A 23,176-nucleotide genomic window follows, 5' to 3' on the forward strand; every position below is an offset into this window, starting at 1 on the left:
CAAAATGCTGATATGGCTCAGTTGGTAGAGCGCACCCTTGGTAAGGGTGAGGTCCCCGGTTCAACTCCGGGTATCAGCACCATCTCTTCAATTACCCCTAAAAAATTATTCTATAATCAGCCTTGCCTGATATTTTTATCGCCTCTATATCCCCATTGTATATACTTGTTTGTATTGCTTTATCTTCAATGATTATTGATTATGTGTAGTTAAATCCCACAAGATTAACTGAGGTAAAAATGTTCATTCAAAATGCTATTCTCACCGACGGTCGTCCCTTTGCTGATTTTATTACCTTGTCATTACGCTCTGATGTTAATGTAGAAGAAAAATTTTTACCCCTATTAAAACAATTGCCTAAGTTGATATCGACAGTTAATCAGGTGGATCCTGCTGTTGATATCGAATGGTTGGTCGCATTTTCTGATCAGGCATGGGCACAATTATTTCAGCAGCCTAAACCGTTGGCTTTAGTCCCATTTACCGAAATGAAACAAGCTAGCCGCCACTTTCCCGTAACGGTAGGGGATATCTTTATTTATGTTAAATCAGAGCGTATGGATTTGAACTTTAGGATTGCCAAGGGGGTTGCCGACTTGTTTGCTCCTATTGCAGAGGTGATTGAAGATACGCAAGGTTATCAATACTTGATCGATCGTGACATGATAGATTTTGTTGATGGCACAGAGAATCCAACGGATCAAGCTCGGGCAAATGCAGTGCTGATTGGCGATGAAGATCCGGCTTATAAAGGCGGAAGCTACATCACCCTGCAGCGTTATGTACACAATCTGAATAAATGGAACGATTTAGCCGTATCACAGCAAGAGCAGGTGATAGGTCGCAGCAAAGAGGATAATGTTGAGTTCTCCGGTGATAAAAAAGCGCCATTTGCTCATATCAATAAAGGTAAGGCGACCGACGCTCAGGGCAAGGAAATTCCTATGTATCGACAAAACATGCCCTATGGCAATGCTATCGAGCATGGTAGTGTGTTTATCGGTTTTGCCAAGTCGCCAGAGGTCATTAATATTGCCTTACGTAAGATGATTTTTGCTGATGAGCAAGGGCATTATGACCACTTATTAAACTACACTCGTGCTGTCACTGGATGTATTTTCTTTGTTCCATCGGCCGATTTTCTAAATCAGCTTTAATGTCGTAAATGCAGCATTTCTAGACACTTATAGCACTAGGTATCGCTAGAGTATTTGCATCTCGGCTAAAGATCTTACACACTGATTGCTTGTCAGATCTTAATCGCGAGCTTGCTTTGTTTCAGCTATATCACTCTAATCGTCTCGATTTCTTAAAAGAAATATTGGCTCATTTAATCCAAAATGAGCCTTTAGCCCACCCTTTTATTCCCGAGCAGATCTTAGTACAAAGCCCGGGCATGGCGCAGTGGCTTAAATTAGAGCTGGCGAATAAGCTCGGTATTACGGCCAATGTCGAGTTTCCTTTACCCGCAAGTTTTATCTGGAAGACCTTTACCCAAGTTCTTCCCAACGTGCCAGAAATAAGCCCCTATAATAAACCGGCTATGGCGTGGGCACTAATGAGCTTGTTGCCACAATATCTGGATCAGCCTGAGTTTGAATCGCTTAGGTATTATCTCAAGCAAGATCAGAACGATCTCAAGCGTTATCAGCTTTGCCAAAAAATTGCGGATATTTTTGACCAATACTTGGTTTATCGCCCCAATTGGATTAATGCATGGGAACACCAAAATAGCATACCTGATTGGGTTGACCAGCAGGCATGGCAGCCTATTTTATGGCGCGCCTTACAGCAAAAAATCAATAACGAATTTGACTCCAGTGAAGGTGCTAAGCCCTATCACAGGGCGGCCTTATATGCCGCTTTAATCGAAACATTACAGCAAAACTCATCTATCCCTACTTTACCAAAACGGCTATTTGTATTTGGTATTTCTGCGATGGCTCCGGAATACTTAAAAGCCTTGATCGAGTTAGGCAAGCATGTAGAAGTTCATCTGTTTCTGACCAACCCTTGTGAGGCATTTTGGGATGATATTGTTGATGCTAAGTATTTGGCAAAACTTCGCACAAGGCAGCGGCGAGAATTGGTGCTTTCGGGCTCTGAATTAACAGCGCAACAACCAACAAACTTAGTGCCCGAACAGCTGACAATCGATCCTGATTTAGGCTATCAGCTTGGTAACCCATTACTTGCTTCTATGGGTAAATTAGGCCGTGATTTTCTCTACCAGCTGCACCATTTTGAAGTGAATGAATACAGCCATTTTATCGCCCCAGAGCGAGATGATTTGTTAGCTTGGATCCAGCAAGATATTTTAAGCTTAGCCAATGCGACTGATGATCAACAAGCTAACCGTTTGGTCGCGATAAAGGATAACAGTCTAGCTGTGGTGGGTTGTCACAGTGCCATGCGCGAAGTCGAGGTCTTACACGATCAGCTGTTGGCGATGTTTGAGCAAGATAACACGTTAACGCCAAAAGACATCATAGTGATGATGCCCGACGTTAACAGTTACAGTCCATATATTCAGGCTGTGTTTGGCAGTGCCAGCCAAGAATGTCGGATCCCTTTTTCCATTTCAGATCGCAGTGTCAGTCAAGAAAACCCCGTCCTGACTAGTTTCTTGCACCTATTACGCTTACCCCTTTCTCGTTGTACTAGCAGTGAGTTATTGGAGCTGCTTTCGGTTCCTGCCATTTTGGCTAAGTTTGGCATCAGCCAAGATGAGTTTGGTCAAATTCGGCAATGGGTGATAGAAAGTGGTATTCGTTGGGGGCTCACGCAGCAAGATGGAGAGAAGTTTGCTCTGCCGCCCTTGGCGCAAAATACTTGGCTATTTGGCTTGCAGCGGATGCTACTAGGCTACGCCATGGACGATGCCATGGTCTCGGGTATTTTACCTTACAGCGAATGCCAAGGCTTAGGCGCGGCGCCTTTAGGCAAGTTATGTCTATTTGTTGATAAGCTGATCTTGCTTAGTGAGCAATTACAACAAGCCCATGGTATGTCGCAGTGGCAGCATCTATTATTTAGCGTGTTAGACGACTTTTACCTCATGGGAGAAGACGATTTTGAGTCGTTAACCTTAATTAAAGAGTCCCTGAATCAGCTGCAACAACAAGTTGATGAAAGCCGATTTGCGGAATCAATCAGCCTCGCTATTTTATCTGATTACCTGCAGCAGCAATTTAATCAAGCCAGTGGCGGGCAAAAATTTCTTGCCGGGCAAGTCAACTTTTGTACCCTTATGCCAATGCGCTCAATCCCATTTAAAGTCATTTGCTTACTGGGTATGAATGATGGTGTATATCCGCGCAGCATAGCGCCGGTTGGGTTTGACTTAATGGCTGAGCAAATGCAAAAAGGTGACCGCTCTCGCCGCGATGATGACAGGTATTTATTTTTAGAAGCGCTTTGCTCGGCTCAGCAGCGACTGTATATCAGCTATATTAGCCGTAGCATTAAAGATAATACCGAGCGCACCCCGTCGGTTTTGGTCAGTGAGTTGCTTGACTATTGTGAGCAGGGCTTTGACTATGAAGCGGGCAGCTATCAGCAACACTTATTAAGTGATTACCCGTTGCAGCCTTTTAGTGCGCGCTATTTTAATGGTGAGTTCTCCACTTATGCTAAACACTGGTGGCTTGCTGAACAGTCTCAACCAAGCATGCCTTTTGTGGCTATCAATCAAGGTCAAGTGCAACAATATCTTGTGCCTGAGCAACTCACTGATGAGGTGCTGGATCTAGAGCTAGACCAACTGGTTCGGTTTTTTCGCCACCCTTGTCAAAGCTTCTTTAATCAAACCTTAAAGGTGTGGTTTAGTCGTGAACAAATAGGTCAGTATGATCACGAACCTTTCAGCCTAGATGGGTTGGATAATTACTTACTGGCCAATCAGATATTACAGCAGCGTTTAGCCCAAGGTGATAGTCAACAAGTCTACAAGCTTGTCCAAGCGCAGGGCCTATTACCCCATGGCGAGTTTGGTCACCTAGCGTTTACGCGCCAAGAGTCGGAAGTCGAGTTGTTATTGCAAAGGCTTGAGCCCTTAGTGGCAACCCCAGAGGAAGATCTTGCTTGTGTTCTAACATGTCAGCTGGCACAACACTGCTTACCTAATTTAAATACGGTCAACCTGACGGGATGGTTAAAGAATCACTATCAAGCCGGTTTGGTCAGTTATAAAGCGGGCGGCATCAGTGGTAAAGATTTGATCCAGCATTGGCTCTATCATCTTGCATATTGCGCCATGGGTTATCCTGAAAAATCCAGTTGGCTGTTGGGTAAGCAGCAGGGACTGCAGTTTAATCCCTTAAGCCAAGAATATGCTCAGCAGCAGCTACAGCAAATGGTTGAATTGTATGTGTTAGGTCAAACCCAGCCTCTGGTCTTTTTTCCTAACACCAGTTTGGCTTGGGCGGCTAAATTGTGTGAGATTGGCGCAGCGGATTTACTGCAGCAAAGTTTCGATACGACACAGCTAGAAAAAGCCCGTACCGAGGCGCTGAATCGCTTTAATGGTCAGTATGTTATGGCCGGAGAGGGGCAAGATCCTTATATCTCACGCTGTTACCCAGATTTAACTATGCTGTGGCAAGACTTTGAGCAATACAGCCAACAAGTGTTTGGGCCCCTGTTCGCTAATGCAGAGCAAATGACCGATGAGTCGTAGGATCTAAGTATTGCGGAGCGACTAGGCTCCGCAACGTTAACCTAGTTATCAGTGCTTATCTTGATAATTTAAGAAGTCTTTAAACTCCTTTTCATAAAGATGGAACAGCACAAAGGTAGTGGCAATGATGATAGGGCCGTAAATTAGGCCCATTAAACCAAAGGCGTGGATCCCGCCCATCAAGGAAAGAAATATCACTAAGGTGTTCATCGACGAGATATTGTTCATTAATACCGGACGTAAGAAGTTATCAATAGAGCCGACCACTAATACCCCCCATACCACTAAGAATGTGGCCCATTGCCACTCGCCCGTTAGCAATAGAAACAAGGCCGCAGGCAGCCAAACTAGGGCGGTGCCGACAACCGGAATCAATGAGGCAAACGCCATGATGGTGCCCCAGAATAACCCCGGTATCCCAACAATCCAAAAACCAATACCACCGACAATACCTTGGCACAAGGCGGTCAAAAATGAGCCTAGTAGTGCAGATTTAGAAACCAGTTGGATTTCATCAATTAAGGTATCTTCTTGACTGCGAGATAAAGGCACCGCATGGCGCAAAAACTCAGTGAGTTTATGATGGTCACGTAAGGTAAAAAACAGCACAAAAAGCATCAGCAAAAAGCTAAAAATAAAGCTTGAAATGCTGCCCGCAAATTGGGCGCTAAGCGATAATGCCTTTTTCCCCGAGGTGGAAGCTAACGCCATAATATCTTCATTGATTTTGGCGCTGTCAAAAACGTCAACAGGTAGCCATTGTTTAGCAAATATCAGCACTTGGCTTACCCAAGGATGGCCTAACAGCTGTTCTATCCCGCCCGCTTGGATCCAATCTAATACGCTCTTTGAATAACTCACGGCTTGGTTCAAAATGGCCAAAAATACAAAGAACATGGGCAGCAGAATCAAACAGGTGATCAAGGTACAGGTGAGACCCGCTGCAATATTTTCACGTCCCTTGAGCTTTTGGTTGATCCAGTGATGAATAGGCTGGCAAAGCATGCTAAATAGCAAGGCGATGATCACCGGCTCAATATACGGTGAGATCAGCGAATAACTGGCATACGCAGACAAACATAGGGCAATTAGCAAAATGACTCGGCCTGGATGTTGCTGTAAATTTAGTGCTTTCATATTTAGTAACAGTTTGAATGATTGAGGTTTTACTCTACTTTGACGGATATCGCGGTGCAACTCAATTTATCTTGTGGGGAGTAAATCGCAAAGATGTTACCGAGCGTGCCATAAATAGCGATTTTTAGTCTTGATTCGTTATACTAAAGCGACTATTTCTGCGTAAATTTCGGGACCGGGTAAATGGCACAACCCCTTGATGCAACAACTTTTCCACTTCATGGTGCAAGGTTAATCGAAGCGTCTGCTGGCACAGGTAAAACCTACACCATTGCTAGCTTGGTATTAAGATTGCTGCTGGGACATGGTGATAATCAAACCCGTCACCAGCAGCCATTGACCATAGATCAAATTTTGGTTGTGACCTTTACCGAAGCCGCCACGGCGGAGCTAAGAGACAGGATTAGAAAACGCATTCGTCAACAAAGGCTCTGTTTTATTAGCGGTGACGCTGGCGACGATCCGGTTGCAAAGACATTATTAGCCGAGATCCCCGATTGGGCTAATGCAGCGCAAGTGCTTCAAGATGCTGAGCGGCAAATGGATGAAGCTGCTATTTATACCATTCACGGTTTTTGTCAGCGCATGCTCAAGCAGCATGCCTTTGAATCGGGTGCTTTGTTTGAGGCCGAATTACTGCAAGACCAAAGTCACTTATTGTATTTGGCCGTGGTCGATTATTGGCGTATTCATTTTTATCCCCTAGATCTCAATCTTAGTAGAGTGGTGTACCAGCTATGGTCTGATCCAAGCCAGCTGCAAACGGATTTATACGGCCTGTTGTCTAAGCCCAATTTAATCGTGCTGCCCGCATTAGATGAGCAGTCGCTAGCTGACAAGCATCAAGGGATCCTTGATCGCATTACCAAGGTGAAATCGACTTGGTTGGCTGCCGTCAGTGAGCTGCATGATCTTATTGCCAATTCTGGCGTGAATAAACGCAGTTACAATAGTAAAAATTTGCCTAAATGGCTTGATGATGTAACCCAATGGGCACAGCGCCCCACCTTAGATTATGAGGTGTGCGATAAATTGGCTAAGTTTAGCCAAGCCGAGTTAGCGGCTAAAACCAGTAAGGGGGAAGTGCCGACCCACGACGTCTTCGCCCTCATTGAGCAGTTGCTAGCAGAGCCCTTATCCGTGCGAGAGCATATTTTGCATCATGCTCTAAATTGGGTCACCGCGCGTTTATCTCAAGCCAAGCAACAAACCAATGAATTAAGCTTCGATGATTTGTTACTTAATTTAGGCTCAGCTTTGGCCCAAGAAGCTGGTGGCGCTTTAGCGCAAAGCATAGGTCAAGCCTATCCGGTTGCTATGATTGATGAGTTTCAAGATACCGACCCCATTCAATACCAAATATTTCAGCAGATTTATGGCTCAAATAGTGCTGCTGGCTGGTTTATGATTGGCGATCCGAAACAAGCTATCTACGGTTTTCGCGGTGCCGATATTTTTACTTATATCAAAGCGCGGCGTGAAGTGAGCCATCACTATACCTTAGCGCACAATTACCGCTCTTCACCTGCGATGATAAATGCCGTTAACCAGCTTTTTTTACATGCTAAAGCGCCGTTTATTTATGAGCAAGACATCGCCTTTTTAGCGGTTGATTATCCTGCGAAAAAGCCAGTACAACATTGGCTGCACCATGATCAAGCGCCAGCAGCTTTACAATGGTGGTTAGCCGAGCCCGAGGCTGGCTCCATCAACAAGAGAGATTATCAACAGCTAATGGCCGTGACTTGTGCTAATGAAATCAATCGATTACTTACCGCCGCTGAGCAAGGTCTAAGTTATATATCAAGCAGTAAAGGAAAGCGCCAAATAACGGCTGGCTCGATTGCTGTGTTAGTGCGTACGGGTCGCGAAGCGAGTGTGATTAAGCAAGCCTTGGCCGAGCAAGGCATTAAAAGTGTCTATTTGTCGAACCGTGATAGTGTCTTTGCCAGTGAGCAAGCCGTTGATTTACAGCGGATCTTAAGTTCGGTATTAAACCCTGCTGACGATCGCTTGTTGCGCGCCGCGTTAAGCTCACAGTTGTTTAATTATAATGCGCTATCGCTTGCGGAGTTGTTTGCGGATGAAACCCGCTGGGAGCAAAAGATTGCCCAGTTTGTTGCTTATCAAACGCTTTGGCAACAGCAGGGCGTCTTGGTGATGTTGCGAGCTTTGTTGTTAGAGCAAGGCATCAGCGCCCGCTTGTTAAGCCAGCTAAGTGGTGAGCGACAGCTAACGGACTTACTTCATCTTAGTGAGTTATTGCAACAAGCCAGCTTTGAATTAGAAGGTCAGCACGCCTTGGTGCGTTGGTACAGTGAGCAAATCAATCAGGCCAATGGTAACGCGGACGAGCAGCAGCTGCGACTGGAAAGTGACCAAAATTTGGTGCAGATAGTGACTATCCACAAATCCAAAGGGTTGGAATATGATTTTGTATTTTTGCCCTTTATTTGCCAGTTCAGACCAGAAACCACCGCCTTGTTTCATGATCTTGATTCAGGCCAACAAGTGATCGATTTAACTGGGCAAAAAGAGCATGTTGAAGCCGCCGATCGCGAGCGCTTAGCGGAAGACTTACGCTTGCTATATGTTGCCTTAACCCGCAGCGTGTTTGCGTGTTACCTTGGCATAGCGCCAATTAAATCCAGAGCTGGCAAAAACCCGATTACCGATTTACATCGTTCGGCGATAGGTTATTTACTACAATGCGGCGAGGCCATGGATATGGCAGGCTTAAAGCAGCAATTGCAAGGGTTGGTACAAGCTTGTGATGACATGGTGATTGTTGCTCCAAGTGAGGAGCCAGAGTCTGTTTACATTTCCCAAGAGCCATCCGTTGAGCGGATCCCTCCCAAGACGTTTAGCCATAAAATTCAGCGCGATTGGTGGGTAACCAGCTATTCGGCGTTATCGCGTGTGCAGCAGCATACGCCCACAGTGCGCAAAGAAGAGCTTCCTGTGATGGTAGAACAAAAGCCAGATGAGCAGGACTTATTAAACGTATTCAGCTTTTACAAAGGCGCACGGGCGGGAACATTTTTACATACCTTGTTTGAGCATATCGACTTTGCTCAGGCTAGTGAGTCAAGCTTGACCGAGCTGATCACTCAACAGCTTGAGCTAGAGGGCTATGAGCTTGAATGGCTGCCGGTTTTGGTGGATTGGATCGGCCAAGTGCTACGGCAAGATCTTGGGCTAGGCTTTGCGTTATCTGACATTTCTGAATCCAATAAGCTGGTGGAAATGGAGTTTTACTTACCCATGGCAGCCATTAAGGCCATGGATGTGAATAAGCTACTGACTCAGTATGATCCGCTGTCACGTCAAGCAGGTGAGTTGGCCTTTTTGCAAGTACAAGGCATGCTAAAAGGTTTTATTGACTTGACGTTCGAGCACCAAGGTAAATTCTATGTGCTTGATTATAAATCGAATCACCTTGGCGATCAGCTTAGCGACTATAATCAAACTGCGATCAAACAAAGTATGATAGAGCACCGCTATGATTTTCAATATCAGCTATACAGCCTAGCCTTGCATCGATTTTTACGACAACGAATCGAACATTACGATTACGAACAGCATTTTGGCGGCGTGTTTTATCTCTTTTTACGAGGCATGCAAACGGGCGGTGATGGGGTCTTTTATACCAAACCGGAGAGGGCTCTGATTGATGCTTTAGATCGGCTCTTTAGTGGGGAAACGCAGCCATGTTAATGCGATTAAAGAAGTTATTACAAGACGATAAGATCCGCCCGCTGGATTATTATTTTGCCGAGTTAATTAGCCGTATCGAAGGCCAAGATGCTGAGCCTTCGCTCCAACATGACGTGGTGGTGTTTTGCGCCGCGTTTACTAGCTATGAATTAGGCCAAGGCAATGTTTGCTTGGATTTAGCTCAGTTAGACAAGCTTTTTAGTTTAGCGGGCCCGTTATATGGTCAGCAGTGGCAAGATTGGGGCTTACCGCCTTTATCACAATGGCCTGAATTACTTGAGCAAAGTGCCAGTATTGGCAGTGATAAGCCGTTGGCATTTGATTTAAATCGAGTCTACTTGGCCCGATATCATCAATTTGAGTTATCTATTGCCAAACGTTTTGGTCAGCCTCTGAATTATCAACTCGATCCCTTGCTGCCACAGGTGTTAAATCAGTTGTTTCCCGCGCACTCAAGCCAAGCCGATGAGGCTGAAATAGATTGGCAAAAGGTCGCTGTCGCCGTTGCTGCAACCGCCTCTTTTGCGGTGATTTCGGGCGGTCCGGGCACAGGTAAAACCACCACGGTCACTAAATTGCTTGCGCTATTAATCATGCAGGCGCAGCAAGCTGGCCAAAAGCTCGATATTCGCTTAGCTGCGCCAACGGGAAAAGCCGCGGCGCGTTTGACGGCATCGATTACGGGGGCATTACAGCAGTTGGCATTACCCGATGACATTACCGCTGCGATCCCCGCTCAAGCGAGTACCATCCACCGATTACTCGGTGTGTTACCCGGGCGCAGTGAGTTTCGCCATCATCAAGCCAACCTATTGCATCTAGACGTATTGGTGGTCGATGAAGCATCTATGGTGGATTTATCCTTGATGGCGCGTTTATTAGCGGCATTGCCCAGTAATGCCAAATTGATTCTATTGGGGGATAAAGATCAATTGGCCTCGGTTGAGGCGGGCTCGGTACTGGGCGATATTTGTAGCTTAGTTGAGCGAGGTTACAGTCCCGCTCGTTGCCAGCAACTTCAAGCCTTAACCGGATTTAATTTAACCGCGGCGACTGAAAATGGTCAGTTAAATACGGTCGCCGATAGCCTTTGTCAGTTGCAAAAGAGTTATCGCTTTCATCAGCAATCGGGTATTGGTTATTTAGCGCGCGCGGTCAATGCGGGGCAAAGCGCACAGTTGGCACAACTTTGGCCTAATTATCAGGACATAGCGCGGTTTGAGCTTGACCAATTATCAGAGCTACAGCAAATGGTGATAGCCGGTTATGGTGAATATTTGCAGCTGGTGGCGGCATTACCGTTGGAGCAGGCTCCGCAACCCGATGCCGTACGAGCCATCCTCACGGCCTTTAATCGCTTTAAGTTACTTGCCGCCTTGCGTGAAGGGGCATATGGGGTAACAGGGTTAAATGATCAAGTCGCGCAATGGCTCAATTTACCCAGAGAAAAACCGGCGACATCAACATCGAGTTTAGAAGTGGTCGTGGCACCTTGGTATTCAGGCAGGCCTATCATGATAACGGCTAATGATCACCAAGCGGGCCTTTATAATGGTGATATCGGGATTTGTTTAGCCAATGAGAATGGTCACCATCGCGTTTATTTTGAACTAGCCGACGGCAAGGTTCATCACTTTTTACCCAGTCGTTTACCTGCTCATCAAACCGTGTTTGCCATGACGGTTCATAAAAGCCAAGGCTCGGAGTTTGACCATACTGTGATGGTGTTGCCCGATACGATGTCGCCCGTACTGACACGAGAGCTTATCTATACCGGTATTACCCGAGCGAAAAAAATGTTAACACTGTTTGCGCCAGAGACCATTTTGCATCAAGCTGTGCGCGCTAAAACCTTACGTGCAAGTGGGCTGAGTAGCCGACTTGCTAACCCAACCATGGAGTCGTCATGCGAGTTTATTTAGATTTATCCAATGTTTATGATTTTCAGGATTTTCATGCCGAGAGCTTTCGCGCCTTTAAATTCACCGGCTTCTATGATCATGATATGGAGTCGTGGACCAACGCGATGATCAATATGATCGAGGATGACGATGAATTAACGGGGATTTATTTAACCTCTGATGAACATTTAACCGTGCTATTAGAAGGCACCGAGATGGTGATTAACAATTGCCCGGAAGTGTTACTTGGATTTATGGAGGCCGTGGCGCTTGTAAACCAACGCTTCGCCGATGAAGGGGTCAACAGCCGTATTCGTGTCATCCCTAGCTAGGGACGTTTAATCAGTACAGTGAGAACAACAATGGAACAAAATCTAAGCCTTTTTGAAACTCGAGTGTTGGGTTGTTTATTTGAAAAAGCCGTCACGACTCCTGATTATTATCCTTTAACAGCCAATGGCTTATTAACAGCATGTAACCAAAAAAGTAATCGCGATCCTGTATTAGAAATGAGCGAACTTGAATTACAAAACACGCTGGATCTCTTGGTCAAAAAGCGCCTGGTGACGGTTGAGTCGGGTTTTGGCAGTCGCGTTAATAAATATGCACATCGTTTTTGTAATACCGAATTTGGCGAGCTGAAACTCAGCGAAGCCGAGTTAGCCTTAATATGTGTGCTGTTTTTACGTGGCCCTCAGACACCCGGAGAATTGCGTAGTCGTACTCAGCGGCTACATAATTTTAGCGATGTCGCTGAAGTGGAATCGACCTTGGATGCCATGGCACAGCGCAGCCCTGCGCTGGTGCAAAAACTGCCTCGACAAGCGGGCAAAAGAGAAAGCCGTTATTTGCATTTATTTGCTGATAGCGACATGGAGATGGACGCTGAGTCGCAACCAGAGGTTAGCGAACTGTCGTCTGGGCAGCAAAGCGAAATGGCGCAATTGAAAGCAGAAGTTGAAACGCTTAAGCAGCAAGTAGCGCAGCTACAACAGCAGGTGCAAGGGTTACTGGGTTAATTTAACAGGGGGCGACTAGGCCGCTAATCTGCCTAGTCGGATTTCATTGAGCTCTGCGTATAAATCTTGCAGCTGGGCTTGTTGTTCTAAAAAGCTAACTTGGGAAGTCAGAGCCAGCTCGGTGATGGCAAGTACTAACTTGTCATTGTCTTTGATATCCATGTATATCATGGCTTTAATCGTTAATGCTGCGATTTTTGTTAAATGTTCGCCTGCTTCTATGGCGCGATCAGCAAAGAACATCGCTTGTTGGTGATGTTGTACTTTTAGTTCGTGCTGTGCCTGAGCAATATCGTGGCCCAACATTTGCGTTGCCACAGATATACCACTGGAAATAGCAAAGAGACTTAGAAAGCTACCTGTGATACTTCGCATAATTGCCTGCCATAGCCTAGTAAATTAGACAATGTAACTAGTTAATCGTAATTAAATAGTTACACTTGATTGACTCAGGCGCAAAGTGCAATTGGGTGCAGTGTGATCTTTAGGACGATTTGTGGCTAATTTGTTAATTAATTTGTTAACAGGATCAATTTACCCTCTGTATGACTCTAAATCTGGATGCGAGTAGCAGATTAATCTGGCGGCCAAGAAAAATATAATTGGCCGCTCTCATTATTTATCCGTTTTATTTGCTAATCGCTGCGCCATCGGTTTTGCGCTGATCCCATGAAGCACGAGACTTAACAACACAGTACAAGTAACGGTGAGGGCGATGAAATTACTGTTTGGCAGTTCAGCGTCGATGACTATGATGGCAAACACTATACTCGCAAGGCCTCGTGGTCCGAACCAGCCCATGAAAAGGCGATGTTGACTTGGTACCTTAGTCCCTGCGAAACACAAATAAACGGGGAGCATGCGAATTAAAGTTAAACTAATGATCGCGTATAGCACCATGGATAGAGAGAATGCAGTGTAAACAGTGCTGACAACGACTGCGCCAAAAACGATCCAAGTTAGCATGGCCATTAATTCCGCAAGGCTCTCTGTGGTCAACACCAGTTTATGGGTGTTACGTTTCATTAAATGGCCAAACAATAAGCCGCCACTAAAAGCTGCGATATAGCCACTCCCTTCCATCGCTTGAGCCAAACCTAGACTGCATAATGCCATCGCAGCCACGGTTAGCTGACACCACACTTCGCTGAGCCATTGTTTACTCTGACTCCAAAATAGTAGCTTAGCGCCGAGGTAAGCCATGCCTAAACCAACCATAGCGCCGATGCCTAGTTCTTTTGCAAAAATAATTAAACCACTAAAGCTATTAAAGTGATCACTTGCTCCGGCACTGGCCATGCTAATTAATAGCAATAGGATAGGTACACACAAGCCGTCGTTGAGCCCACTTTCTACATTTAGCCCTTCACGAACGGCAGCAGGCACTTGCTCATTAGTGACAACCGCTTTACCAAGTGCCGCATCAGTGGCTGCCAGCATGGTGGCTAAAATGGCCGCTTCGAGTAAAGACAGTTGGTTAAATAGCACCGCGGCGGCAATAAAGCCAAGTAGGATAGAAGCGGGTAATCCTAATAACAGCATTCGAGTAGGATAAACTACCTTTTTTTTGAGTACCGTTATATTGGAATGAGCGGCATCAGAAAAGAGGATTAGGGCAAGGGTGATATCAATTAGCAAGCGCGTGCTTGAGGCTTGTGAAGTATTCCCGATCAATGCAAATCCAAGTGGACCTAAAATCAAGCCTAAAGTGACATACACCATGGGGCCAGATAGACATGAATTTTCGATGCGTTTGGCGATAAGGGTGTAAAGGAAGACGATACCTGCGAGTATGCCAAGCAGTTTATAAGCGTGTTCTAATTCCATTGTGAGTTCCTGCACATCATGATTGTCTGACTTACTGATGGGATAGTGTGCCATCGATCGAAATAAATCTATAGTTTGTAGAGGATTATAATGATGAAAAAGTGATTAAGCAGCGGGTTAACAGGGGGAAAGATGCCTTCTTCCTTTGATTGGGGCGCTACATGGCCTAATGTTAGTGTCATCAGGTTGACGTATGACACTCAATTAATCCCAGAAGAAGGCATTTACATACTTTCTAGATAGAAACCGCACGGTTTACTGTGGCTAGTTTGCTATCGTCTACGTTGAATCAGTATTGCAAATCAACGGCTTGCCTTGATAACGGGTGACATTGCAAGTGTGTGTTTGAAGATGTTACAACCTAAGTTTAAAATTCACTTGTGTCACGCTAAACCGTTGTTATCGTTGCTCCTCTGTTTGTTAACTCGGTACAAATATTATGCTTTAGCTATTTTGTTTCGCTTGTAGCTATATCTTGGTACTTAACTAACAATGATTGACGTTAAACTCGCCAACCCACGATATGCGGTGTCACTACATATCTCCCTTTAATTGTGGCTCAAAATAGCTATTGAGCAAGTCTAAAAGGATATTTTTTAACACAACATTGGGTTTCTTTTTTGAGGTATGCGACAATTTAAGCCATAACCCTCTCTTAGATATCGCGTATTCCCTGGAGACTCGAAATGGAATCAGAATTAAAACAAAAATTTACCGAGCTTAGTCGAGGTGTTTATTTTATTGGGACAACACCGCCAAAGGAAGATACGCCACTGGAGCAAGTGAGCTCTATCGCTAGTAAGTTGTTAGCTAGGTTAACGGAGATTGAATACGACGGTTTGATTGTATATGACATTCAAGATGAAACATCTCGTATCGATAAACCGAGACCGTTTCCATTTAAATCGACCCATGATCCGCGTTTATATAGCCAGTTGTTGCGCCAGCAATCGGGCCGAGAGGTTATTACTTATAAAAGTGTGTCGCAGCGCGATGAAGCCGATTTTCGAGCTTGGTTAGAGCAGGCGTGGCACCAATTTGGGGTGCGCGATCTTGTTTTAGTTGGTAGTCCATCATCAGCAGGAGAAATACGCTTACCTTTGGCCGATGCTTATCGTGTGCTAAAAGACAATACATTGGACTATCAATTGGGCGGGGTAACCATCGCCGAGCGCCACGCTAAAAAGGGCGATGAACACCTAAGGTTATTACAAAAAGGACAGCAAGGCTGTGACTTTTTTGTCACCCAAGCCGTCTATGATGCCCAAGCAACCATCGATTTATTGACTCGGTATGCGTTGGAATGTAAGGCTCAAGATAAGCGCCCCGCTCGCATTATTTTAACCTTCTCACCTTGTGGCAGTGCTAAAACTCTTGAATTTATCGAATGGTTAGGTATTTCTGTACCCGAAGCTACCAGTTTACGTATCTTGGCTGCTGATAACCCATTGCGTGAATCTATTTCAATTTGTCACAATAATTTGCAACAAATCTTGGCGGCTTGCTTACCACTGGGTATTCCCCTTGGTCTGAATATTGAAAGTCTAACCAATCGTAAAGAAGAGATTGATGCAGCTATTTTGTTGTTTAAATTACTGAAAGCGACCTTGGAACTCTCTCTAGCACAAGAGCAATTAACTAGCCTGTAATGGATTAGGCCGCAGCGCTTGCGACGGTTTGATTGCGTCCTGCGGCCTTAGCTTCATACATGGCTTTATCGGCTAGCTCTACAAGCTGATTTTTATTGCTGGTTTCTGTTGGTACTAGCGCCGCGACCCCGATTGAAACCGTCACTTTTGATCCTGCGTTTGACGTTTGGTGAGGAATATTAAGTTTAGCGATGGCTTGTTGAATTTTTTCTGCCATGGCTTTTCCTTGTTCAATGTTGGTATCGGGTGACAGTACAATAAATTCCTCACCACCAAATCTGGCACAGCAATCAGTGGCTCGATGGCACACCTGTTTCAAGGTTTCGGCGACATCTTTGAGGCAGGCATCGCCACTCAAATGTCCATAGTGATCGTTATATTGTTTGAAAAAATCAACATCTAGCATGATTGCACATAATGGCTTCGCTAGACGCTGCATACGATGCCACTCATTATCTAAAGTTTGCTCAAAACTACGGCGATTGTGTAGCCCTGTTAAGCTGTCTTCGATGGACAGGGCTTCGAGTTTTTTGTTCAACGTCTCTAGCTCAAAAGTGCGTTTGGCCACTTTGGCTTCTAAATCGGCATTTAATGCTAAAACTTGCTCTTCTATCCGGCGCTTAGCAATCATTTGTGCCACGTTTAACCCAAATAATCTAATGAGCTCCTTTTGACCTGAATTAAGCACGCGTCGATGCAATAGGTTGTCGGCCATCAGGTAGCCAACGATACCGTCTTGGCTGCGCAGGCAAACTACAATATTCCAGCCATAGCCGATGATTTTTCCATCTTGGTACAAGGGGGCGGGATCCATAAAGCAATAACTTTTACTCGAGGTAGTGGCAAGGCGCATTAGTTCTGTATCCGGGCGATCCGCTTGGTAATAAGTTTCGTCAACCAGTGCGCCTTTAATGTCAGTACCGTAGGTCCCTGACAGCTTAGTGTTGTCATGATTGCTGAGCATAATCGCGACGCGATCTAGATTCATCTTAGTACGTGCAAGCTTGACGGCGATATGGCAAACGTCTAATACACTGTTAGCATTGGACATTTCGGATATAGCGTTGTTGAGGAAAGTTAGATCTGTTTCACTGCGGCGGCGAATCAGTTGCTGGGCTAACGCTGCGCCATAGTAATTTAACAATTTTTTTTGATATTCATGTAATGGCGCTTTGTTGATTAAGTTATCGATGGCTAGCCAGCCTATGGGCTGTTCACCGTCACGTAAGATCAGCATCGCGTTCCAGCCTTGGCCGACAATCTCGTCTAAGGTATATAGGGGGGCATCTTCCAACACAATTAAATTTTCATTGTGTTGGCTTAATGCTTCATAAAACACCGGCGCTAGGCTAGATAATTTAAGGTTGGCGCGATACTCATCTGTGGTGATCCCCTTTACATCGGTACCATAAGTACCCGACATGGTTTGGGTCGAATGATCAATAAAATAAAGGCTGGCACGATCAAATCCGAGCTCTTCTCTTACGCTAGTGACCGCATTTAAATATAAGGTGTCTAAGTCTGGGCATTCACTCAGCTTTAGATTCACCTTTTGTAATTTGCTCATATGCTCAATGAAGATCTTTTGGCGACTTATTTCATCTTGTAAAAAACCCTCTTTTTGGTCGCGTTCAAAATTCTGTTGAAAGCATTGCTTTTTCAGTTCTACCACTTGTAGTGCCAGTGCAATTTGATGCAGTAAGGCGGTAAAGTTCTGATCACTGGTAGTAAGCTGGTCTACTTCTGCTGCTTGTGGAAATTCGGCCAACAGCAATAATTGCTCATCATGTAATTGAACCAAGTTGATACCACGGTAATGACTAAAGTGGCCGTACTTAGCTTTATCCAAGCTAAGTTCAGAAATGGCGAGATAATTGTAAAATGGGTCTAGTTGCATGCCGCGCTGAAAGAATAACCATAGCATTTCTTCAGGGATAGCGAGTGATGCTTCGTTGAGAGTAAAAGGACCATGTTTAGTGGGACGCTCACGTTGTTGGAAAGCAATGACCTTAAAGTCGGGCTCTTGGCGAATTAAGTAGAGGGTCTGAGCTGGCGAGTAGGCAAAGGCAATTTCCAAGACATAGGCAATGAGTTGATGAATATTATGAAAGCTTCGCAGCTTTTGCTCTTGTGTAGTTAACTCATGATCACTTATTGGCTGCATGTGGCCCCATTATTTATCAACCTTTTCAAGCAACTTGAAGTATAGATGATGACTTCGATATGTGTGCGGTTGATTAAGCTCAGGTTAAGCTTCATTGGGGTAATCTGTATGCATCAAGTCGTTACTGACCAGGATGGACAAACCTTGATAATAGATATAGCGTTTTTTATCTGCCGGTGACATCATTTGATGAGCCCTATAGTGCGCCGGCAGTTTTTTTCTTCTCACTTCTTTTTTGCTTCCCTTGATATCTTTGTTTCTAACATACTTCATATCGTTTTAGTTTCGCCTTTGCTAAAGTTGATGAATATCTCAATGGAGTATTCAATCATGAAATGGATCCTGCTGGGCTCGACCCTGATTTTTTCGTCTTCTTTATTCGCCAATACATCGCCATCTATCTCGCCTAGAATTGTTGGCGGAAATGACGTCAGCCAAGTTCAGCCTTGGATGGTTAGTTTGCAAGTTCCTTGGCAGCAAAGTTATGCCCATATTTGTGGTGCTTCCTTGATTGCCCCGCAATGGGTGCTTAGCGCTGCTCATTGTGTTGAGGATCTGGAGAGTAACCAGCTCTTTGTTCGTTTAGGGATTACAGACTTAAAACAACAAGGTGAGTTATTTACGGTTGATAAAATCTTTTCCCATGAAGGCTATCAGTCTGCTAATTTGAGCAATGATATTGCGCTGCTCCACCTTGCTAGGCCCAGTAGTGCAACGCCGCTGAGTTTAGTCGAGCCGATCGATTTTGCGCAATTGCCTTGGCAAACTCCGCTACAAGTGCTGGGTTGGGGAGCAACCGATAGTGCTGGTAAAGAATATGGCGATCTTTTACAGCAGGTATCATTACCTTATGTTGATTGTACTTCCTATAACGTGCCTGCGGGTGTTATCTGCGCAGGTGGGGATGAGGGCAAAGATGCTTGCTTTGGCGACAGTGGCGGTCCTTTAATACTGCGTGAGCCTGCGGGGGATGTTCAGGTCGGCTTGGTCAGTGCGGGTTACGGCGCTACATGCGCTGAAGCAGGTTTTGAGGGCGGTTATACCAGTGTGAGCTATTTCTCTGACTGGATAGCTAGAACCATGCAGCAAGCCTGGTTAGGAGACATCGACCTAGGCAACATCATAGCTGATGAGCCGTATAGTTTCAGTGTGCCGCTTCATAATCAAACTGATCAAGTGATTACCTTGAACTCAGTACGCACGACCAGCCCCGCGTTTCAAGTTCAACCTGATGCTTTAGGGACGCAGGTGTTACCTAATTCCGTGCTAAATATAACCATAGACTACACACCGAAAATTTTTGTTTCTTCGCTGCCTCATCGTCAAAGTGATGTGGTTACCGCTTATTTTGCCGAAGATCTTGATGGTGATGGGCAAAATGATAGAGCCTCTGCGAACTTAACACTGACTTTGGTTGCTTCGGCAGTGACGACAGAGCCTTCACCAGAGCCTACGTCAGAACCGACCATTGAGCCAACCGTGACTTCTTCCAGTGGCGGTGGCAGCACTAGTTGGCTGTCATTGCTGTGGTTAGCCTTGTTTGTTGGTTATCGCTCTCGGTCTTAAACCTCTCTTAATCGCTCGGTAACCAGATATAAAAAAAGCGCGAAACTCGCGCTTTTTTCATGGGCATAGTTACTTTTCTAACTAGTGGCCTTTATCGGTCATTAATTACTGAGTTTAGGCGCAGGACCCGTTGCAAGTAATACATAACCAATCACACCGGATATCACTGACGCGACTAAGACAGCCATTTTAGATGTCATTTGATTGACTTCGGCAGTGAAGGCTAAATCGGTGATAAAGATTGACATGGTAAAGCCCATACCGGCTAAAAAGCCCGCTCCGAGAATGTGACGCCAAGTAACCCCGTCAGGTAATGAGCCGAGCCCTAGCGTCACTAAGGCTCGAGTGAATAAGTAAATACCAACGGGTTTACCGATAAGTAAGCCTAAGCTAACCCCAAGGGCGATAGGGTTTAATAACTGCGAGAGTACCTCTTGATTAATCGGAATACCTGCGTTACCTAAGGCAAAAAACGGCACAATGAACAAGGCTGTGAGTGGGTGTAATGCCTTCTCTTTTAGCTGCAATGGATTGGATGCTTCATAACTTAGAATTTTAATTTTCTTCAGGGTTTTAATCGCCTTTTTACTTAACACATCGCCTTTATCATGGCGCTCAGATTCTAAGTTCTTGAGCAGTTGTTTGACTCTATCCAAATAAACATTCATTTCCATCCCTCGGCGAGACGGTACGGTAAACGCTACGGCGACACCAGCTATGGTGGCGTGAACACCCGATGCCAAAAAGCCGACCCATACAATCCCTAGGCCTGTTAAGTAATAGATCCAAGCTTGTCTTACACCGAGGCGGTTCGCGACGGTAAGAATGGCAAGGCCAACTAAACCATAAACGAGATCGCCAAAGTTAATTTCCGAGGTGTAAAAAATAGCGATAACTAACACCGCCATCAAGTCATCGCCTATGGCCAAGGCCGATAAGAACACTTTTAAGGTTAACGGAACCTTACTGCCGAGCAAGGCTAATACCCCTAAGGCAAAGGCAATATCTGTCGCCATGGGGACGCCCCAGCCATGGGAGGTTTCAGTACCACCATTAAAAGCAAAGTAGATAAGTACGGGAACGATAACACCGCCCAATGCGGCAACCACAGGCAACGCTGCTTTTCTGACAGATGACAGCTCGCCATCCAACAGTTCACGTTTAATTTCTAGACCGATAAAGAAGAAGAAAATGGCCATCAAGAATTCATTGGCAATCGCATGCAGGTTAATGCTGTAAACGTCTTGAGTACCTTTACCTACTTGCCATACGGTGGCGTGCCAAAAGTGGTGATAATAATCAGGATACAAATTCGCCCATACCAAGGCGGCGACGGTTGCTGCAACCAGTAATGCCCCCCCTGTAATTGGACTGTGCATCCAAGCCATTTTTTTTCCGGCCATAGAATGTTCCTTGTTAAATATTGGTTAAAACCGAGACTACATTAATAATGATAATTTGATATTGCTAGATGCGTTAGCCCAATTGTAATGCTGATCACATTAAGCCAAACTTGGCAGATCCCACTAACCCTATTGATCTCATTAGGTTGTTTGTCTGCATTTATAGGGTATCACGGTTAAGGTTAGCGGGGTTAAGCTTGTCTATGATACTTTTTCTTATGCTTTTGTTATTATTTTTTGATGGTAAAGGCATTCTGCGGTTATGGCGCTAGGCTTATGCCAAGTGATTTGCTAGCCTGCGGCCCAACTATTTTTGGAACTTAGGTCATTTAAGGTTAATTATGAAAAAGACCCTTACGGCTATCGCCGTTGCTGCGGCGGCTTGCGCTGGTAGCATTTACTATGTTGGTAATTACACCGAGCAGCAAGTACAGAACATGATCGCGCAAACTAACCAGCAAAATGCGGGCGTTCAGGCGCAATTGATTAGCTATGATAAGGGGTTTTTATCGGCGCAATCACAAATACAATTACAGATTGAAAACCCAGATATGCCAGAAGAAATTTGGCAATTACAGGTTGATGCAACCATTCAGCATTGGCCTTATAAAGCGGTGATTGACTCTGCTATTTCTGTTCTAGGTGATGTAGAAAAAGAAATCGTTAAGCAGCTGTTTGGTACAGATACGCCGTATACTGCAAGGGATGAAGTAAATCTACTTGGTCAGCTTACTGGTGAGGGGCAGTTAACTGAGATTAAGCTTGACGAAGGCAGTAAATCTTTCCAGTTAACTCCCGTCAATATTAGTTACAGCATGGATTTAAATACCTTAGCTGGTAGCTCGCAGATTAGCTTTGATGCGTTAACCGTCGCCGGTGAAGAAAATGTAAGCCTGAAAAACTTTGCTGTGAATGGTGAGTTTGCCATTATCAATAATTCAGCTTTAATGACCTACGACTATGTATTTACATTAGGTGAGGGCCAGGTTAGAAGCCCTGAGGTTAATGTTGATTTTACACAAATGTCGATGCAAACCGCATTTAAGAAAGGCCAAAAAGCCAATACCTTAGATACGCTAGTCGCGATTACGGTGGGTAACTATGTTATCTCTGCAGATGAAGTTTTAGCATTCTCTAATAGTGAACTTGAGATTAATGTGAATGGGCTAGATGAAGCCGCATTAGTTGAACTATCACAGCTGCAGCAATACCCTGATAGTATGGATGATGCATTGGTACAGCAATTATTGTTGGATCTGGCGGGTAAGGGCGCAAATGTAGCGATCAGTAAGCTTAATTCGCAAACACCTTGGGGTGATGTTAGTGCTAACTTAATGATTGACTTGCCGCCGGGCGCTGTAGATAAAACAGTAATGATGGCTCCGCAATCAGCCCTAGGCTTAATTTCGGGGAATGCGAATGCGCGGTTGTCAAACAAGATCTTACAAGCGCCAGGCATAGGCGATCAATTAAACTTTGCCGTTATGATGGGGATCTTAACCCAGCAGGGTGAAGAGTTAGTGTTGGAAGGATCGCTTAATAATGGCCAACTAGTGGTTAACGAAAATACCTTCCCGTTAATGTAAAGCCAATGGCCAAGCGGTAGCCTGCTATCCGCTTGGTAGATATACCCAAGCAACCTGGAGATGCTCTGAAACATGCATCTTCAAGTTGATTGGGTATAGTCATCAAGCATACTTATTGCTAACAATAAGCACCGCAACAAGCATCTAAGCAGACTTTCAATTGAGCCAACTTGAATGGCTTGACCAAGAATTGGCAATAATGAATGCCGGTTTGCTTTAAGGTGCGCTCATCATCTAAATGACCACTCATAAATATGAATGGGATATGATCTGGGATACTTTGTTTTAGTTTAATGCCATCCATTTCTGGCATCCGAATGTCAGAGATAATGAGATCGGGGACGTGATGTAACATGGTGGCTAATGCCTGTTGGCCATTGTTGGCCGTACTAACCTGATGACCAAGTAACTCCAAGCAATCTACTAAGCATTCTAAGATATCTGGTTCATCATCGACCAGTAGTATGTTCATATCAAGACGTTCCCAATTTTTCTGATGTATGTCCACTATGTCTGATGACAATAATGA

The 23,176-nt window shown here is 44.9% G+C and carries 16 protein-coding genes and 1 tRNA gene; 10 read left to right on the plus strand and 7 right to left on the minus strand.

The window, feature by feature from the left end; genetic code table 11:
- The first annotated feature begins 6 nt into the window (after positions 1-6).
- The 3 genes from ACK8OT_RS18260 to recC all read left to right on the plus strand — a co-directional run bounded on the left by ACK8OT_RS18260 (position 7) and on the right by recC (position 4,678).
- Positions 7-82: transfer RNA gene (locus tag ACK8OT_RS18260), tRNA-Thr, on the plus strand.
- Positions 83-239: 157 nt separating this feature from the next.
- Positions 240-1,157: a Dyp-type peroxidase gene (locus ACK8OT_RS18265; RefSeq protein ID WP_410197940.1), complete on the plus strand. Its 918-nt coding sequence runs from the start codon at positions 240-242 to the stop codon at positions 1,155-1,157.
- Positions 1,158-1,246: 89 nt separating this feature from the next.
- Complete coding sequence (recC, locus tag ACK8OT_RS18270) at positions 1,247-4,678, plus strand: exodeoxyribonuclease V subunit gamma (RefSeq protein ID WP_410197941.1); 3,432 nt, start codon at positions 1,247-1,249, stop codon at positions 4,676-4,678.
- A gap of 48 nt (positions 4,679-4,726) precedes the next feature.
- Here the strand turns inward: recC and ACK8OT_RS18275 are convergent, their stop codons facing one another.
- On the minus strand, positions 4,727-5,815 hold the full coding sequence (locus tag ACK8OT_RS18275) for an AI-2E family transporter (RefSeq protein ID WP_410197942.1): 1,089 nt from the start codon (positions 5,813-5,815) through the stop codon (positions 4,727-4,729).
- Positions 5,816-5,998: 183 nt separating this feature from the next.
- Between ACK8OT_RS18275 and recB the strand changes: the two genes are divergently transcribed.
- The 4 genes from recB to ACK8OT_RS18295 are packed head-to-tail and all read left to right on the plus strand — an operon-like array spanning position 5,999 to position 12,452.
- Positions 5,999-9,532: an exodeoxyribonuclease V subunit beta gene (gene recB / locus ACK8OT_RS18280; protein WP_410197943.1), complete on the plus strand. Its 3,534-nt coding sequence runs from the start codon at positions 5,999-6,001 to the stop codon at positions 9,530-9,532.
- Positions 9,526-11,454 carry an exodeoxyribonuclease V subunit alpha gene (recD, locus tag ACK8OT_RS18285; protein ID WP_410197944.1) on the plus strand — a complete coding sequence of 643 codons (1,929 nt, stop codon included), beginning with the start codon at positions 9,526-9,528 and terminating at the stop codon, positions 11,452-11,454. Before recB ends, recD begins: the two co-directional genes overlap by 7 nt.
- Entirely contained in the window at positions 11,439-11,765 is a 327-nt protein-coding gene (locus ACK8OT_RS18290) for a barstar family protein (RefSeq protein ID WP_410197945.1), read from the plus strand. Before recD ends, ACK8OT_RS18290 begins: the two co-directional genes overlap by 16 nt.
- A gap of 30 nt (positions 11,766-11,795) precedes the next feature.
- Positions 11,796-12,452, plus strand: coding sequence for a YceH family protein (locus tag ACK8OT_RS18295; protein WP_410197946.1), 657 nt, complete (start codon positions 11,796-11,798; stop codon positions 12,450-12,452).
- Positions 12,453-12,467: 15 nt separating this feature from the next.
- Here ACK8OT_RS18295 and ACK8OT_RS18300 read toward each other — a convergent pair whose 3' ends face one another.
- Together ACK8OT_RS18300 and ACK8OT_RS18305 are read right to left on the minus strand one after the other, a co-directional pair.
- Positions 12,468-12,827, minus strand: a complete 360-nt coding sequence (locus ACK8OT_RS18300) for a hypothetical protein (protein ID WP_410197947.1) — start codon at positions 12,825-12,827, stop codon at positions 12,468-12,470.
- Positions 12,828-13,067: 240 nt separating this feature from the next.
- On the minus strand, positions 13,068-14,279 hold the full coding sequence (locus tag ACK8OT_RS18305) for a cation:proton antiporter (protein ID WP_410197948.1): 1,212 nt from the start codon (positions 14,277-14,279) through the stop codon (positions 13,068-13,070).
- 686 nt (positions 14,280-14,965) lie between these two features.
- On the opposite strand from ACK8OT_RS18305, the gene ACK8OT_RS18310 reads away from it, so the two are divergent.
- Positions 14,966-15,928, plus strand: coding sequence for a methylenetetrahydrofolate reductase (locus tag ACK8OT_RS18310; protein WP_410197949.1), 963 nt, complete (start codon positions 14,966-14,968; stop codon positions 15,926-15,928).
- 4 nt (positions 15,929-15,932) lie between these two features.
- Here the strand turns inward: ACK8OT_RS18310 and ACK8OT_RS18315 are convergent, their stop codons facing one another.
- Both ACK8OT_RS18315 and ACK8OT_RS18320 read right to left on the minus strand, forming a co-directional pair.
- Entirely contained in the window at positions 15,933-18,092 is a 2,160-nt protein-coding gene (locus ACK8OT_RS18315; RefSeq protein WP_410197950.1) for a sensor domain-containing diguanylate cyclase, read from the minus strand.
- A gap of 84 nt (positions 18,093-18,176) precedes the next feature.
- Positions 18,177-18,365 (minus strand): hypothetical protein, encoded by a 189-nt coding sequence (locus tag ACK8OT_RS18320; RefSeq protein WP_410197951.1) that lies wholly within the window; start codon positions 18,363-18,365, stop codon positions 18,177-18,179.
- Between the two features lie 57 nt (positions 18,366-18,422).
- Between ACK8OT_RS18320 and ACK8OT_RS18325 the strand changes: the two genes are divergently transcribed.
- Positions 18,423-19,658, plus strand: a complete 1,236-nt coding sequence (locus tag ACK8OT_RS18325; protein ID WP_410197952.1) for a S1 family peptidase — start codon at positions 18,423-18,425, stop codon at positions 19,656-19,658.
- A gap of 101 nt (positions 19,659-19,759) precedes the next feature.
- Here ACK8OT_RS18325 and nhaA read toward each other — a convergent pair whose 3' ends face one another.
- A complete protein-coding gene (gene nhaA / locus ACK8OT_RS18330; RefSeq protein WP_410197953.1) occupies positions 19,760-21,061 on the minus strand; it encodes a Na+/H+ antiporter NhaA in 1,302 nt (433 codons plus the stop codon).
- Positions 21,062-21,402: 341 nt separating this feature from the next.
- Here nhaA and ACK8OT_RS18335 point away from each other — a divergent pair, with 341 nt between their 5' ends.
- The gene (locus ACK8OT_RS18335) at positions 21,403-22,647 is read left to right on the plus strand and encodes a DUF945 family protein (protein WP_410197954.1); all 1,245 of its coding nucleotides are present in this window, start codon (positions 21,403-21,405) and stop codon (positions 22,645-22,647) included.
- 118 nt (positions 22,648-22,765) lie between these two features.
- Here the strand turns inward: ACK8OT_RS18335 and ACK8OT_RS18340 are convergent, their stop codons facing one another.
- The gene (locus ACK8OT_RS18340) at positions 22,766-23,119 is read right to left on the minus strand and encodes a response regulator (RefSeq protein WP_410197955.1); all 354 of its coding nucleotides are present in this window, start codon (positions 23,117-23,119) and stop codon (positions 22,766-22,768) included.
- Positions 23,120-23,176: the final 57 nt, after the last annotated feature.

The organism is Motilimonas thetidivivens, from assembly GCF_046452435.1.
In the GTDB taxonomy this organism is placed as follows: Bacteria; Pseudomonadota; Gammaproteobacteria; order Enterobacterales; family CBDFNC01; genus Motilimonas.

Excerpts from the sequence above, each read along its gene's own strand:
- nhaA (WP_410197953.1), bottom strand. The coding sequence starts at position 21,061 with ATGGCCGGAAAAAAAATGGCTTGGATGCACAGTCCAATTACAGGGGGG.
- ACK8OT_RS18310 (WP_410197949.1), top strand. The coding sequence starts at position 14,966 with ATGGAATCAGAATTAAAACAAAAATTTACCGAGCTTAGTCGAGGTGTT.
- ACK8OT_RS18340 (WP_410197955.1), bottom strand. The coding sequence starts at position 23,119 with ATGAACATACTACTGGTCGATGATGAACCAGATATCTTAGAATGCTTA.
- recB (WP_410197943.1), top strand. The coding sequence starts at position 5,999 with ATGGCACAACCCCTTGATGCAACAACTTTTCCACTTCATGGTGCAAGG.
- ACK8OT_RS18295 (WP_410197946.1), top strand. The coding sequence starts at position 11,796 with ATGGAACAAAATCTAAGCCTTTTTGAAACTCGAGTGTTGGGTTGTTTA.
- ACK8OT_RS18325 (WP_410197952.1), top strand. The coding sequence starts at position 18,423 with ATGAAATGGATCCTGCTGGGCTCGACCCTGATTTTTTCGTCTTCTTTA.
- ACK8OT_RS18315 (WP_410197950.1), bottom strand. The coding sequence starts at position 18,092 with ATGCAGCCAATAAGTGATCATGAGTTAACTACACAAGAGCAAAAGCTG.
- ACK8OT_RS18305 (WP_410197948.1), bottom strand. The coding sequence starts at position 14,279 with ATGGAATTAGAACACGCTTATAAACTGCTTGGCATACTCGCAGGTATC.
- ACK8OT_RS18290 (WP_410197945.1), top strand. The coding sequence starts at position 11,439 with ATGCGAGTTTATTTAGATTTATCCAATGTTTATGATTTTCAGGATTTT.
- ACK8OT_RS18335 (WP_410197954.1), top strand. The coding sequence starts at position 21,403 with ATGAAAAAGACCCTTACGGCTATCGCCGTTGCTGCGGCGGCTTGCGCT.
- recD (WP_410197944.1), top strand. The coding sequence starts at position 9,526 with ATGTTAATGCGATTAAAGAAGTTATTACAAGACGATAAGATCCGCCCG.
- ACK8OT_RS18265 (WP_410197940.1), top strand. The coding sequence starts at position 240 with ATGTTCATTCAAAATGCTATTCTCACCGACGGTCGTCCCTTTGCTGAT.
- ACK8OT_RS18320 (WP_410197951.1), bottom strand. The coding sequence starts at position 18,365 with ATGAAGTATGTTAGAAACAAAGATATCAAGGGAAGCAAAAAAGAAGTG.
- ACK8OT_RS18300 (WP_410197947.1), bottom strand. The coding sequence starts at position 12,827 with ATGCGAAGTATCACAGGTAGCTTTCTAAGTCTCTTTGCTATTTCCAGT.
- ACK8OT_RS18275 (WP_410197942.1), bottom strand. The coding sequence starts at position 5,815 with ATGAAAGCACTAAATTTACAGCAACATCCAGGCCGAGTCATTTTGCTA.